This is a genomic window from Nostoc sp. FACHB-190 (assembly GCF_014696905.1).
Taxonomy (GTDB): Bacteria; Cyanobacteriota; Cyanobacteriia; order Cyanobacteriales; family Nostocaceae; genus Nostoc_B.
In genome coordinates, this window is record NZ_JACJQW010000051.1 from 23,786 (window position 1) to 39,396 (window position 15,611).

Here is a 15,611-nt window from a genome sequence, read left to right on the forward strand (position 1 = left end):
TAAACGTGACTTTATCGGACAGATTTAAAGTCTTTTACTTTTCAAGTATTCTGCTTAGTGATGAGTCTAAACCTCATCAAAAATAGCTGGATAAACCACCTTTCCCGTATACTTTGGCTGATAGTTTTGCAGTGGTTTCACCATAAAAACATCATCTGGTACGGGAAAAGGAGACTCGATTTGATAAATAACAGAAGGCTGAAAACCAAAGCGATGATAAAAGTGGGGATGACCTAATACAATTACTAAAACTTCTCCTCTGTCATCGGCTATTTTTAACCCTGCTGCTACTAAGGCACTGCCAATTCCTTGTCTTTGAAATTGGGGATGAACTGCCAACGGTGCTAAACCAATTACTTTGATTTTTTCTGTATTTACTAGGTCAATATAGCTAAATAAAATGTGACCAACTAGAAGATTATCTATTTCCGCCACTAATGAAAGTTCTGGAATATAGCGGTCGGAAAGACGAATTTTATCTATTAGATTAGCCTCATTTTCTTGTCCAAAGGCTAATCTATTTACCTCAGCTATTGCCGGGTAGTCTAACACAGCTTCACAGCGAATGTTGAGCATTATAAAACCAATTTCTAAAAATTGAGTGATGAGGAAGCTAAATTATTTTAATCACAATTTTTACACTTGTGAGCTTCCACATCCCCCAAACTCTTGATTTGTCCTACTCCCCACTCCCCAATTTCTAATCTTTTTGCAGGTAAATGCTGATAATATGTAGACCAAGACCTAATCCCCAACCCAATAGCGGGTAAATTGCCCAGAAGTAACTAGGGCTAGTTGTTAAATTCAACACAATTAAAAACAGATTCACCACAAGATAACTAATCAGATGTGGTTTGATTTTTTGTAGGCGGTGAGCATTAGACCTTTGTCGCCGTTTGATGATTTCTTTTTCCTGCTGCCATTGTTGTTGGGCTGTTTGCAGGCTAATAAATGAAATACCCAGTTCTGCCGCCATTTCTTGTAGCTGCTGTTCCGAAAATTCGTCTTTTTGCTGATCAGCCATTGCTCGCTGAAGAATTTGCTGTACATCTTCTGAGCGAAAGCTTGTCATAGATTTAGGCTCCTAGATTCCATGAGGGATGGTGACAGAGTTACCAAGAATAAATTTTTGGCTTTCTATCTGTCGCCATCATTGTGCAGATCAAGGTAAAATTTTGTCCTTTCAGAACTTTTTCCATTTAAAATTGTTTGACTCTTTCGACTCTGGCTCTGGCTGTATCAGTGCGTTTGGTGATGGGAACAAGTTTTGTCGCCGCAGCTAAACCAAAAGCTGGCATATTGCCATAAATTGCTTCGTAGTGTCCGGGTTCGATGATGTAAGTTTCGTGCCAAATCCCCACACTGCCATCGTTACCAACGGCTTTGTTGAAGCGTTGCCAAGCGGGTAAATGCAGATCCGAAGGATTGCGAGCAAAATTTTCTAAATCTGCAAGCGATCGCCAGTATGACACCATCAACGCCGATAAGGGAGACACCTGAAAAAACTGTTCTCCACCCAAAAAGCCTTTTTCGGGATGCTCTTTTAAGGTTTTTAGCATTGGAGTCATTGCTTGCGCCACCGGTAGCCATTTAGAAAAAGACCAAAATTGGTTAACACGCATCCCAATCAAGAAAACTACAAATGGTGAGTCTACTTCGGCGGTGAAGCGTCCTGGCATGATTGTTGTCATGGCTAAATTCTCTGAATGTTGATTATATTCAACTAAGTTATTATTCACATAGTTGAATATAATCAACATGATATATTCAACTATGTGAATATGTCAACAAAAAACTATGGCTTTAGCCCACGCAATTTTGTCAGTGTTGATCAATAGCCCTTGTAGCGGTTACGACTTGGCTAAAAGGTTTGATAAATCTGTAGAAGGTTCAGTAGGTTTTTTTTGGGAAGCCAGCTTTCAGCAGATTTATCGAGAGTTAAATCGCTTAGAAGAACAAGGCTGGCTACAAGCTGAAAAAGTCTTGCAAGAAAATCGCCCAGATAAAAAAATTTACTCAGTTACAGACTTAGGTAAACAGCAATTATGTGAATGGATTGCGACAGCCGAAACAGCAACCCCATTTAAAAGTGATTTACTTATCAAGCTATATGCTGGGTATTTAGTAAACCGTGAAATTATCCTGACAAAACTCGAAACTCACCAAAGTCAACATCAACAAAGGTTAGCAGTCTATCAAGAAATTGAGAAAAAGTTCTTTCTTCAACCCCAAGAATTACCAGATGAATTGAAATTTCAATATGTCACTCTCCGTTGTGGTATTCAGACGGAAAAGGCTTGGCTGGCTTGGTGTGCGGAAATGATTGCTTTTTTAAGCAACCCCACCTAAAACATTGATTTGAGAAGCTAAATAAATATGGAATCTTATATCCATTAAGATGGCCAATTCATAACATCAGGTTAATATTTGGATGTAATTGTAAGCAATACTTAGTATATTCTTGCTATTTTTTCGTCAAAATTGCCATCATGGAACTCGATGAAGAGTTACGCAACTTAGTCATTCAAGCCTGCGGTTATCCCCCTGGAAGTCCACAGCGTCAAAAGCTGCTGACCAAAATCATCCGTTTAACTTCCGGTAGACTTTGGCGAGAAAGTACTCCCTATTATCAAGACGCATTGCAACAAACTTGGTTATATTTCTGTCGTAACATTTGTGATGGCTTAACAGGTCAAACCTATGACCCCAGCTATGGGACTGTAGTAACTTGGCTGAATGCCTATCTCAAACGCAGACTCCAAGACTTTTACCTCAACTATCATCGAGAACAAGCCTTAACAGTTCCTCTGCAAGTGCGCCAGTCTTGGCAAGGTGGAAATGGAGACATTGTTGATTTAACTGATAATCTCCAAGCGACACCCCAAGTACCGCCGATTCTCGAAAACGTGGAAATATGGGCAAAAATAGATGCAGATGGCGAATTACGGGGTACTTACGTTAAAGGTCGCCCAGACGTAAACTGCCAGGTATTAATTCTCAAACGCTTACCACCGGAAGTTAGCTGGAAAGAACTCTCAGAGGAATTTGGCTTACCTGTTCCTACCCTGAGTAGCTTTTATCAGCGTCAATGTCTGCCACGGTTGCGAAACTTTGCGGAATCTGAAGGCATTTTATAAAGGTAGAAGATGGTAACAATTTTTAAGGGGAGAGGGGCTAGAGAAATGTACCTCATACAGATTAATCTAACCGCATTTGCATTAGCGTTAGTTATACTAGCAGACCAGTTAACGATAGTAACAGGCTTTGAACTTGATCATCTGTCTCCGTACTGACAGTCTTTACTACATCTTTATGAATCGCTAAAAATATAGTATAAATAGTAGCAGGCAATATTTGAGATTTTTCGGCTTACAGTCAAAAAAATTAATTTTCTTTATAGTGAAATTGCTTAAATAAATGAAACTCTTAATACCTTTAAAATCTAAGTGGTAACAAATTAGTTGATGTGGGTAAATGATTTTGATGGACAGGGATTTTGTAACTTCTTTCTCTGTAGATTCCCTCAGCCTTGAACTCTATTTATTCACCCAACTTTCCAGATCGTCGGAAATTTAATTGAATATACCCCCAACTCCTATGAATAAAATGAGTTGACCAAGGTCTTGCAAATTCCCAGGTCTAAAATTAGTTTGGTTCCTGGAATTTGGCATAGTGAACAAATATGCTGTTAGTGCCAGTCACGTTCCCCCTAGGTTCAGCAAGTATAGAGTGAAACCACATGACTAACTCTCGCCATCCAGAACGTCAAATTAAATCCCGTACCCGTGTGCGGATGTGGTTGCTGATTTTAAGTCGGGCTGGCATTCCGTTGTTAGGAGTCTTGTTAGTAGGACTGATTCTAGGGATTTGGCGGTTACAAAGTTTTATCCAAAAAGAGTTAGCACCGTTAGCAGAACAAAGCCTTACCAATACAATTAACCGTCCCGTCAAATTGGGGAAAGTAACCAATTTTTCCCTCACAGGTGTCAATTTTGGGGCTTCGGAAATTCCTGCCACACCTACAGACCCCGATAAAGCAGCAGTGGCGGCTGTCGAAGTGGGTTTTAATTTGTGGCAATTAATTTTTAACCGTCAGTTGAAGTTGGATGTCACCTTGGTTAACCCTGATGTCTACATTGAACAGGACGGTCAAGGACGTTGGATTACAACCACCATTGCACCACCTGGTAAAAGCGGATTAATTAAAACGGATTTAGCTCATCTGCGGTTGCGGAATGGCAAAGTGAACCTACTCGGTCAACAGAAAAGAGGGGTAGTAACATTTGCTCAACTTAACGGTTCTGCCCAACTGTTGGAGAATAACCAACTGGTGAATTTTTATGTGGCGGGACAAGCAGAAAGCGGTGGGAATGTGGCAGTTAAAGGACAATTCCGCCCAAAAACGCTAGTGGCTGACATCAGGTTGCATGGACAAGATTTACTCGCTTCCACAGTTACGAGTTTGGTCAAGTTACCCCTGAATTTGCAAGCAGGGAAAGTGAATGGCGACTTGCAAGTTAAACTTGCGCCCGAACAAACTCCTTTATTGTATGGCAGTGCTGATTTAGAAAAAGTGACGCTGCAAATTCCCCGTGTCCCCCAACTATTAAGTAATACAGAAGGGGATATTTACTTCAAAGGGACAGAAATCTGGCTGGATAACCTCAATACCAACTACGGCAAAATTCCTGTAGTTGCCAACGGCATTATTGATAGTAAAACAGGCCTTCAGTTAACTGGGCGAATTAAAACAGTGAGTGTCGCCAATGCCCAAAGTACACTCAAGTTGAAATTACCTGTACCTGTAACGGGGCAACTGAAAGCGGATATCCAAATTACAGGCAAAGCAACAAACCCGATTCTCTCTGGTGCGGTTGCCACAATTAACACGGCTCGGATTGATAAAATTAACTTTAAAAGTATTACGAGTAAGTTTGAATTTTCGGCGAATGATGCCTTGTTAACCTTGCGAGATGTTCAAGGCGAAACTACGGTAGGTGGGGCAATTATTGGGGGCGGTCAAATATCGGTGGGTAAAAGTCCAAGATTGAATTTGGCTTTTACTGCCAAGAATTTAGCGGGAGATGCGATCGCTAAAATCTACAATTCCAGCCCGACTTTCCGCATTGGCAGAGTCGCCGCCACCGCCCAAGTTACAGGTACGCCTACCAACGTGAGAACGGCTGTACAGTGGCAAGTACCCCAAGCCACCTACCCAGGTAGAGGGGAATTGATCATTGCCAGCGATCGCACTATCTACTTCCAAAATGTCGCCCTGAAAGTTGGTCGCGGGGTAGTCCGGGCGGTGGGTACTTATGCCAAAGAACGTTGGCAAGCCGTCGTCACAGGTGATGGTGTAGAGTTAGAACCCTTTGTAAATAAAAATCAACTGCAAAACGTTTCCTTGGATGGGGCAGAATTTAACGGGCGGTTGATTTTAGCTGGGACTAGCGGGCCATTTCAACTGACATCAATTCGGAGTCAAGGGGCAGCAGTGCAGATTGCGGGTGGGACAATTGCCATTGCCAGTGTCCAACTCCAAAACCAAAACTTTGCCGCCCAATTAGTTGCCAATAATATCAACGTAGGACGTATTCTCAAACAAGCACCCCCAGCTTTGCAAGGGCGCTTGGCGGGAACCTTCCAAATTGCAGGGAACCGAGATAACCTCAGCTTAAAAACGCTGCGTGGGAGTGGCAAAGCTAACTTTAGCGTTGCAGGTGGGATAGTTACAGCCACCAATATTCAACTCGCCAATGGCAATTATCAAGCGCAGTTAGTGGCAAATAATTTGGCTGTCCAAGAACTCACACCCAAAACTTCACCAATTCGCGGTCGGTTAGCTGGTCAATTTAATGTGGCTGGTTCGGTGACATCCTTCCAACCCCAAACTATCCAAGCCAGTGGTCAAGCCAAGTTAACGGTTGCTGGGGGGACAATTAATGCCGCAAATATCAAAGTTAATAACGGTCGTTATCAAGCGCAGATTCAAGCTAACAATGTACCAGTTCAACGCTTAACCAAAGTCCCGCCCCAATTCCAAGGCAATTTAACAGGTCAATTAAACGTGGCTGGTTCGGTGACATCCTTCCAACCCCAAACCATCCAAGCCAGTGGTCAAGCTAAATTGAATGTGGCAGGGGGGACAATCGCTGCATCTAATATTCGCGTGGCTGACGGTCGTTATCAGGCACAAGTCGCAGCGAATAATGTACCCTTGCAAAAATTAGCAGCCGTCCCGCCCCAATTCCAAGGCAATTTAACAGGTCAATTAAACGTGGCTGGTTCGGTGACATCCTTCCAACCCCAAACCATTCAAGCTAGTGGTCAAGGCAAGTTGAATATTGCCGGGGGGACAATTACCGCCACGAATATTCAAGTAAATCAAGGACGCTATCAAGCCATCTTGGATGCGGCTGATGTGCAGTTAACCAAGTTGAATCAGCAATTGCGGGGGCAATTGGGCGGTAGATTACAAGTCGCTGGGGCGCTGGGTTCGGCAACGTTAGCTAATTTGAATGCCTCTGGGAAAGTGGAGTTATCCCAAGGTTTGCCCGGTTTAGAACGACCATTAACAGCTGCGATCGCTTGGAATGGTGAGAAACTAGCAATTAATCAACTCACCGCCCCTGGTTTAAATGTCACCGGAGACATCACAGCCAACGCCAAGAAAGCAGGCATCCCAGAAATTACCGCCTTAAATTTAAATGTCCAAGCCCAGGACTATAATTTGCAACAGTTACCAATTAATTTGCCTAATCAAGTGGCGTTGAAAGGCAAGGTAGATTTTGACGGCAGAGTTACAGGCAAGTTACCCTTACCAAACGTCAGTGGCAAAATTGCCTTACGGGACTTGGTAGTACAAAACATTGCTTTTGAATCACTGTTAACAGGTAGCATTGATTCTGCCCAAGGGCGCGGCTTGAACTTAAATTTAATGGGCAATCGAGACCGCATCGCCTTCAATTTAGACAGCAAGAATCGCCCCCAATCCTTTTTTATACAGTGGCAAGATGCCTCAGCCAAAGGACAATTTCAAGGCAATAACATCGCCTTGAATGTACAGAAATTCCCCTTACAAATCTTGAATGTACCGGTACCACCAGCTTTGCGCTTAGGTACAGGTACGGTAGCTGGGTTAATTAGTGGCGACTTGCAAGTTAATCAACAAACATTTGCCGCCAATGGTAATTTAGCGATCGCATCTCCAAAAATTGGACGCATTCAAGGCAACGAATTAACAGCCCAATTCAGCTTTGCCAATGGTAAAGCCACACTCACCAGTAGTAAATTTGTCAAAGGTAACAGTATTTATGCCTTTGCGGGGAGTTTGGGTCAAAGTCCCAAAGGGCCGCAACTCCAAGGCAAAATCAACATCAGCCAAGGCAAAATCCAAGATGTATTAGCCGTTGCCCAAATATTTGAAATCCAAGACTTTCAGCGTGGTTTATCAGAACCAGCTTACGGCACAGCCGCCGATTTAACTACCAACTCTCGCGGTTTACCCAATCGATCTTTATTTGATCAACTGCGCCGCTTTTACGAAATTGAAGCAGAACTCGCACAACAGCAACAACAACGGCGGGATAACAATTTATTACCAGAACTGGCAGACTTGCAGGGAACCTTTAACGGCGATATTGCCTTAGATACAGCCACAGCCAACGGGTTATCAGTACAGTTTAATATTAACGGACAGAACTTTACCTGGGGTAAAGAAAGCGAAGGCGATCACTACTACAATGCCAAACAAATCATTGCCCAAGGTAGCTTTGAAAATGGTGTCTTGCAGTTACGCCCGTTACGCATAGAGTTAGATAATAGTCTTTTAGCTTTCACAGGTAATGTCGGCGGTAAAGACCAATCAGGTCAGTTACGAGTTAATAATTTTCCCATCGCCTTAATTAATAACTTTGTCAAACTTCCAATTGATATCACAGGTAATTTGAATGGTTCCGCCGCCTTAGCAGGTGGAATAACTAATCCCCAAGCCCAAGGCGAATTAGAAATTACCGATGGAACCCTGAATCAAAAGCCAGTAGAAGCAGCTACCGCCAGCTTTAGCTATATCAATGGTCGCTTGAACTTTGGTAGTAATGTCTCTGTTGCCGGGCCAGAACCAGTTAATATTAGTGGCAGCATTCCTTATCAATTACCCTTTGCAACTACCGCCCCCGCCAGTAATGAAATTAGTTTAGATGTCAAAGTCCGCAATGAAGGATTAGCACTACTAAATCTGTTAACAGATCAAATAGCCTTTGAAAAAGGCGAAGGTGAAATTGATTTAACAGTCCGGGGAACCAGACAACGCCCAGAGTTAACCGGAATTGCCAGCGTCAAAGATGCCACTTTTGCCGCCCAAGCTTTACCCGGTAAAATTAGGCAAGTCACAGGCAAGATAAATTTCAATTTTGACCGCATTGTTGTAGAAGGTGTTGAAGGCAGATTTAGTCGGGGTCAAGTAAACGCGGCTGGGGAAATTCCTGTCTTTAATAATGGAGAAGTCGCAAGTAATCCCCTGACAGTTAATTTAGAAAAATTAAATTTAAATCTCAAAGGATTATATAAAGGTGGTGCCAGTGGTAATTTACAAATTACAGGTTCAGCCTTAAATCCCCTGATTGGCGGTCAAATTCGCTTATCTGATGGTCAGGTTTTATTAGCAGAATCAACTAATACTAATGAAGCGACAAATAGTGATGCTGTCAAAGCTAATAAACAAGATAAACCCGAAGCGAGAAATAATGCTAATGTCGCTAGATTAAATAATCTCGAATTAACATTAGGTAGTAATATCCAAATTATTCGTCCGCCAATTCTGAGCTTTAGTGCTACAGGTAATTTAAAAGTTAATGGCGCTTTAAATCAGCCTATACCTAATGGGACAATTCGGCTGCAAAAGGGTGGCGTGAATTTATTTACCACCCAATTTAACTTAGTGGGTGGCTATAAAAATACAGCCACATTTCGGACTGACTCACCCCGTGATCCCATTTTAGATGTGCGGTTATTTGCCAAAGTCCTAGATGCAGTGCAAACATCAGATGTTAGCAGAAGCAATTCCATCGGCGGCTTAGGTTCATTAGAAAGTGTGCGCGTGGAAGCAAGAGTCCAAGGGCCTGCTAGTAAACTCAACGAAAATCTCGAACTCACCAGCAGTCCCTCACGCAGTCAAACCGAAATTGTCGCTTTATTAGGCGGTGGGTTTATTGATACTCAAGGACGTGCTGATAGTACATTAGGCTTAATTAATATTGCAGGTTCCGCCGTATTTAATAACTTTCAAACAACATTTAATCAAATTGCCAATGCTTTTGGTTTGAGTGAATTTCGCATCTTCCCAACTGTAATTTCTGATAATCCCGAAGCAGGGAGAAGTAGTTCTACATTAGAATTAGCGGCTGAAGCTGGTGTTGATATTTCTACAAAGTTTTCGATTTCTAGCATCAAGATTTTAACTGCCAATGACCCCTTTCAGTGGGGGATAAATTACCGCATTAACGATGAATTACGGATACGCGCTTCTACTAACTTAGAAGATGATAGTCGCGCCGTGATTGAGTATCAAACAAGGTTTTAATTCGGTGAAGGCTACAGTATGGCGTTTCCTAGTCTACTGAAGTAAAAATTTATCGGCGTGCATCTGTGTGCATCCTCTTGCATCGGCGGTTGATTTTCTCCAGCTACACCTCACCCATTCACACTCCTACACCAAGTAAAGACGTTGTATACAACGTCTCTACAACTATCAATAATCTTTTTTTATTGATTTAACAAAAAAGAATATTTGCTCCTATTTAGTGGTTAGCCATAATATTTATGACATAGGCGGCTAAGGTACCTAGCTGAAATAACACATCAAGTTTGATTGATGGGCATTGCTAATAAATCCTCCAGATTTTGGAGTGTTACATTACCTGACGCAACAACTATGAATTGGCTAACTAGTACCATAATTATTGGCATCTCTGCTGCGATCGCAACTACTTTTGATGACAACTTATATTTGACAGCTTTCTTTGGTAAAGTTAATCGTCATTTCCGTCCACAAAATATTATTCTTGGTGAATTTTTAGGCTTTACCGTATTAGTCTTGGCGAGTCTTCCTGGTTTTTTGGGTGGGTTGATTTTACCCACAGCTTGGATTGGTTTACTAGGTTTTTTACCCATCGCAATTGGAATTAATCATTTATTAACTAAAGAAACAGAAGCTGAAACCGTACAAACCGTCTCCGTTGATTTTTCTGCGACTAAAACCAAGCACCGTAAAAAATCTCTTTGGGCTACCCTGCGTGATCCTCAAACTTATCGTGTTTCCGCAGTGACTATTGCCAATGGCGGTAATAATATTGGTATTTATGTACCATTGTTTGCTAGTAGTGATCTTCCCAGCTTAGGCGTAATTCTTGGTATTTGTTACTGCACTGTTGGCTTATGGTGCTGCTTATCTTATGTGTTAACCCGTAATCCTCTGATGGCACCGCTTCTGACTCGCTACGGTCGTAAGGTCTTTCCTTTGGTATTAATTTACTTAGGATGCTCTATCTTAATTAAAAGTGAATCATATCAGCTTTTACCTGCGATCGCTATGTTTACCCACTAATATTCAGTCAGTTGCACTCAAACATAGTATTTACCAGCCAACAATCTTTTTACAACCTATTGATAAATGTTTTCCCTTAATTGGGAAAACACATGGTAAGTATCTATCTTAGATTTGCCTGGAGAGTTTTGTTTGTCTTCTTCAACTTTAATCAAGTTATATTCAATGTTTTCAGCATAGATAGCAAAAGTGATATTAAAAATTTCTAGAAAATGAATGACCCATTTGCACTCATCTTTAGGTAATTTTTCATAATAACGAATTAAATGAGCAATTCTAAGTTCTAAATGGCTGCGAGAATTCTGACAAATTAAAATGATTTTGAGGAGAATGATTACTAAAGTTAATGGATGACCTTGAGAAAGTAATAAAGTAAATAATTGTGAAGGCTCTCGACCATTTTCTGTAGTTAGACAGTCAATCAACCGATTACAGCTTCGTAAAAATAAGTTTTTATCTAAAATCTCTTCATCACATTCTGGCTTCCAATCAGCTAAATTTTCTTTTAATTGCTGATTTAATATTTTGACTAACTCCAAATTTTTAACAGAGAAAAACAAATACTTACGTATACTTTCTTTAAAATCTTGAAATGTTTGCTCCTGTGTTTGTTTAATAAATATATGGGCTAAATTTTCATAACTAAATAACCCCTTTTTCACGATAATCATTTTAATCAGGCGTAAAACATTATCGCCCAAGATGCTAGGGTTGACATAGCGTGTAGTACTAGAAGCCGAGGACTGAGAACGGGCAATATACATTGCTAGTTCAAATTTAAAATTGTCCTTCATTTGCTTAGAAAGTTGCCTAGCTGCCTCTTGTTGCTCTTTAGGGTTATTAGCATCTAAAGATTGGGCAACTAATAAATAAGCTGCGTACCGATTGCTCCAGTGAGCTTTACCTTTGTGATCGTGTTTATGAGCAAATAATTTTAATTCTTGATAGTCTTCACTCTTAACAAAGTTTTTGAGCCAACTTTTATATGTATGTAAACTGGTATAACTACTTTTTTTACATGTAACATCATAATTAACTAATAAGTTAATTAGTTCTTGAATAGATTCATATTTTCTTTTAGATGCCCAGTTATTAACTATGATATAGCAACAACGCTTAATAGTATTCCGAAATTCCTGCTCATTGTTGGCTGAGAGAATTTTCCGAATGAGAGGTACTGTATTTAAACTACCTGATTCTAGAAAGTCAAAAAATAATCTTTTAAATTCTCGCAAAACTTCTTCTGGAGACTTTTCATTCACAATTTCCATGAAGAAGCTATATATTTTTTCTTGCCCAAGTTGGAGATTCAATAGCTGAGAATTGGGTTTAACAAAATTTTGTTCTTCTAAATCAGTAAACAGACTGTGAGTGGTCATGGAAGTTCTCAAGACCAATGAAGTTAATGTATCTATTATTCATTAGATTACCTGTGATAGCCATCAGTATCAATCAATTTTTCAAAGATAAGGTAATTTTTTGAATGAGTTTTGATGAATTTACTGAAGTCTTCTTCAAAATTAAATTTACAAAGCTCAATATTTCAGGAAAATTACGGTTATTGGTTATTTCACAGTACTTACGTACAAAAATTTTCTGTGGAGATTGGGTGTAAGGGTGAAAGGTTGTGGGATATCAGGATTTTAGATACATTTCCTCCCGCCTCCTACTATAAAAGTCCCTTATTGCCTAAGTCCGAATTGTATATATACAGTTAAGCCTGCTTAGTATTACTTATGTGACTTCACCCATAACTTTGCCGCCACTGGAAGCATAACTTTGCCGTCAACAACACTATAACCCTCATTCTTGCGTCAGCTAATTTTGGATAAAATTTCTAGTTTGGAACCATAAGTTTGCCGCTTGTCCAAAATGGAAGGATAAGCTTGCCGTGAGTCCAATCAAACATAGAAAGCAGAAAAGCACCAGATTTTTGAGAATGGAGCAGAAGCGATTCATGCTGGTATGGAATAGAGACTTTTGGCGATCAATCTTTTCTGAGTAACTACTGGAGTAGTATAATATCTGCCTAAGCAGTGAGAACACTGCGAATAATACCCTAAACTGATTGCCAGTCTAACCAAATTAGTTGGCGATGACACTGAGGACAATTTTACACAAAAGAATATTGATGTATTAAACAAACTCTGCCATCTTTAAATTTTTCTCAAAACTTCCATCTATGGCAGCCATATTACTTCACAGTGAGGAATATGTAGACTTAACATTTAAGCTGAGAGGCGCACCGATTCCTCTTGATAGTGGTTATGTTATCTATAGTTCTTTGTCCAGGATTTGTCCTATCCTTCACGAACTAGAGTCTATTGGGATTCATCCGATCGCAGGAGTCCCGACCAGGAACAAGTTGCTTGAACTTACTCCTCAATCTCGTCTAAAAATTCGGATTCATCATCAACAAATTCCTTTAATTTATCCTTATTTAGCAGGTCAAGCTTTTCACATAGGTCAAAATTCTTATCAACTAGATATTCCCGACTACAAACCGTTAATTTCTTCAGAGAGTGTCTATTCCAGATTAGTTATAATTAAAGGGATAAAAATGCGATCGCAATGTTGAGATTTTAATTTTTGGTAAGCCATTAGTATCTTTAGCGGCGTTTTGTTTCGCGGGTCAATAACTATAAACTTGCTATACTCATCTAGCACAATATTAGGACTTACGCACTGTACCAAGGAATCATCTTGTGTGTTACTCTATACGTTGCTTAGATACCACTTCTTGGCAGTGCTTGCGATCGCCCAGTACGAGATATAAATGACAAACGGACTGAACGGACAAAACGGACACAAGAAAAAACTAGAAACCCAGCTATGGAATATTGCCGACTCGCTTCGGGGCAAGATGAATGCTGATGAGTTTCGGGATTATTGCTTAGGGTTTATTTTCTACAAGTACCTCTCTGAGCGGCAGCATCTTTATGCCAATGAAGTGTTAGCGGAGGATGGCATTGACTTTTTGGAGATTGATGAATCTTCGGAGGAGGGGCAAGAATATATAGAGGCGATTCGGGAAGAGTCGATCGCCACGCTGGGATATTTTCTCAAGCCGTCAGAATTGTTCAGTTCTTTAGCGGAGCGGGCATTAGGAGCGAAAAGAGCCACTGAAGAAAATTTGAGGGATGAGGATTTTGAGTCCTCAAATTTTATTTTGGATGATCTAGCCCAGGTGCTTAACGGTATTGAACGCTCCACAATGGGCAAGGAAAGTGAGGAAGATTTTGATCATTTGTTTGAGGATCTGGATCTGAATTCAACGAAGTTGGGGCGGACTCCGAAGGCGAAAAATGCTTTAATTGCCAAAATTTTAGTGCATCTAAATAAGATTGATTTTCGGCTAGAGGAAACCGAGAGCGATGTGCTGGGGGATGCCTATGAGTATTTGATTGGGCAGTTTGCCAGTGGTGCGGGGAAGAAGGCGGGGGAATTTTACACGCCGCAGCAGGTTTCTAAGGTGTTGGCGAAGATTGTGACGACGGGGAAGAGTCGTCTGAAGTCGGTGTATGACCCTACCTGTGGATCGGGATCTTTACTGCTACGGGTGGCGCGGGAGGTGGAATCAGTCGGGGATTTTTACGGACAAGAGATGAACCGCACGACTTACAACCTGGCGCGGATGAACATGATTTTACATGGGGTGCATTATCGCAATTTTGATCTTAGGCAAGAGGATACGTTAGAGAACCCCCAGCATGAGGGAATGCGGTTTGAGGCGGTGGTGGCAAATCCGCCGTTTTCGGCGCAGTGGAGTGCGAATAAGCTGTTTGAGTCGGACGATCGCTTTAGTCAGTATGGAAAGTTAGCCCCAGCTTCTAAGGCTGATTTTGCCTTTGTCCAGCACATGCTGCATCACTTAGATGAGAACGGCATTATGGCGGTGGTGTTGCCCCACGGGGTTTTGTTTCGAGGAGGGGCGGAGGGGCATATTCGCCAGTATCTAATCAAGGAGCGGAATTGGTTGGATGCGGTGATTGGGTTGCCTGCGAATATTTTTTATGGGACGAGTATCCCGACTTGTATTTTGGTGTTTAAGAAGTGTCGGGAAAATCCTGAAGATATTTTATTTATTGATGCCAGTGCCTATTTTGAAAAGGCGAAGAATCAGAATTATTTGCGGGATGAGGATGTTGACAAAATTGTCTCTACCTATCGGCAACGGTTGGTGGAGGAGAAGTATAGTTATCGCGCTCCGTTAACGGAAATTGAGGAGAATGATTTTAATTTAAATATTCCCCGTTATGTGGATACGTTTGAGGAGGAGGAGAAAATTGATTTAGACGCGGTGGCGCGGGAGATTCGAGGAATTGATCAACAGATGGTGGAGACGGATCGGCTGATTCGGGGGTTTTGTGAAGAATTGGGGATTGAGGCACCGTTATGAGTAAGAAGGTAAATTCAAATATTCCTCAATTAAGGTTTCCTGATTTTGAAGGATCATGGAACACTGAATCAATTCAATCACTCTTAGATAGAAATATTATTATTGATCATCTAGATGGAAATCATGGAGAGCTTTACCCTCGAAGTGAGGAGTTTTCAGATGAAGGTATCCCTTATATTTCAGCCAATGATTTGGATGGACAAAATGTCAACTTAAATAACTCAAAAAAGCTACCTATTGAGAGAGCTAGGTTATTCAAAAAAGGAATTGCTCGAGCAGGAGATGTAATTTTTGCACACAACGCAACTGTTGGCCCTACAGGTATTCTTAAAACTGACCTAGAATTTGTCATTTTGAGTACAACTGTTACTTATTACAGATGTGACCTTTCTCAGTTGAACAATCAATTTTTACTATACTCCTTTAATACGTCATATTTTGTGAGGCAGTTCTCTCGAGTAATGTCTCAATCAACTAGAAATCAAGTTCCTATAACCAATACCTCTGCCAATTTACGAGGGTTCAACGCTTGTAGAAACGTTATGAATGCGTCCTAAAGCAGTAAGCTTGGCAAAAATCTGGGTTAATAAAATAGGCTCAGGGATTTCT

11 protein-coding genes are annotated in these 15,611 nt (G+C 40.9%); 7 read left to right on the forward strand and 4 right to left on the reverse strand.

Annotation, left to right across the window (positions count from 1 at the left end):
* Positions 1-66 precede the first annotated feature (66 nt).
* The 3 genes from H6G28_RS32030 to H6G28_RS32040 form a co-directional block, all read right to left on the reverse strand.
* A complete protein-coding gene (locus tag H6G28_RS32030; protein WP_190676981.1) occupies positions 67-576 on the reverse strand; it encodes a GNAT family N-acetyltransferase in 510 nt (169 codons plus the stop codon).
* A 124-nt stretch (positions 577-700) separates the two neighbouring features.
* A complete protein-coding gene (locus H6G28_RS32035) occupies positions 701-1,072 on the reverse strand; it encodes a 2TM domain-containing protein (protein WP_190591701.1) in 372 nt (123 codons plus the stop codon).
* 127 nt (positions 1,073-1,199) lie between these two features.
* Positions 1,200-1,760 (reverse strand): DUF4188 domain-containing protein, encoded by a 561-nt coding sequence (locus tag H6G28_RS32040; RefSeq protein WP_242054702.1) that lies wholly within the window; start codon positions 1,758-1,760, stop codon positions 1,200-1,202.
* Between the two features lie 37 nt (positions 1,761-1,797).
* Here H6G28_RS32040 and H6G28_RS32045 point away from each other — a divergent pair, with 37 nt between their 5' ends.
* The 4 genes from H6G28_RS32045 (at position 1,798) to H6G28_RS32060 (ending at position 10,603) form a co-directional block, all read left to right on the forward strand.
* Positions 1,798-2,349, forward strand: coding sequence for a PadR family transcriptional regulator (locus H6G28_RS32045; protein ID WP_190591699.1), 552 nt, complete (start codon positions 1,798-1,800; stop codon positions 2,347-2,349).
* 137 nt (positions 2,350-2,486) lie between these two features.
* Positions 2,487-3,137, forward strand: a complete 651-nt coding sequence (locus tag H6G28_RS32050) for a sigma-70 family RNA polymerase sigma factor (RefSeq protein ID WP_190676991.1) — start codon at positions 2,487-2,489, stop codon at positions 3,135-3,137.
* A gap of 602 nt (positions 3,138-3,739) precedes the next feature.
* Positions 3,740-9,580, forward strand: a complete 5,841-nt coding sequence (locus H6G28_RS32055; RefSeq protein WP_190676983.1) for a translocation/assembly module TamB domain-containing protein — start codon at positions 3,740-3,742, stop codon at positions 9,578-9,580.
* 351 nt (positions 9,581-9,931) lie between these two features.
* Positions 9,932-10,603: a cadmium resistance transporter gene (locus tag H6G28_RS32060; RefSeq protein WP_190591697.1), complete on the forward strand. Its 672-nt coding sequence runs from the start codon at positions 9,932-9,934 to the stop codon at positions 10,601-10,603.
* Positions 10,604-10,659: 56 nt separating this feature from the next.
* Here H6G28_RS32060 and H6G28_RS32065 read toward each other — a convergent pair whose 3' ends face one another.
* Complete coding sequence (locus tag H6G28_RS32065; RefSeq protein WP_190676985.1) at positions 10,660-11,982, reverse strand: Sll1247 family protein; 1,323 nt, start codon at positions 11,980-11,982, stop codon at positions 10,660-10,662.
* An 803-nt stretch (positions 11,983-12,785) separates the two neighbouring features.
* On the opposite strand from H6G28_RS32065, the gene cas6 reads away from it, so the two are divergent.
* The 3 genes from cas6 to H6G28_RS32080 all read left to right on the forward strand — a co-directional run bounded on the left by cas6 (position 12,786) and on the right by H6G28_RS32080 (position 15,559).
* Positions 12,786-13,181: a type I-MYXAN CRISPR-associated protein Cas6/Cmx6 gene (cas6, locus tag H6G28_RS32070; protein ID WP_242054703.1), complete on the forward strand. Its 396-nt coding sequence runs from the start codon at positions 12,786-12,788 to the stop codon at positions 13,179-13,181.
* 198 nt (positions 13,182-13,379) lie between these two features.
* Complete coding sequence (locus tag H6G28_RS32075) at positions 13,380-15,002, forward strand: type I restriction-modification system subunit M (protein ID WP_190676987.1); 1,623 nt, start codon at positions 13,380-13,382, stop codon at positions 15,000-15,002.
* On the forward strand, positions 14,999-15,559 hold the full coding sequence (locus H6G28_RS32080) for a restriction endonuclease subunit S domain-containing protein (RefSeq protein ID WP_190676993.1): 561 nt from the start codon (positions 14,999-15,001) through the stop codon (positions 15,557-15,559). The genes H6G28_RS32075 and H6G28_RS32080 overlap by 4 nt, the downstream gene beginning before the upstream one ends.
* The last annotated feature ends 52 nt before the right edge of the window (positions 15,560-15,611 follow it).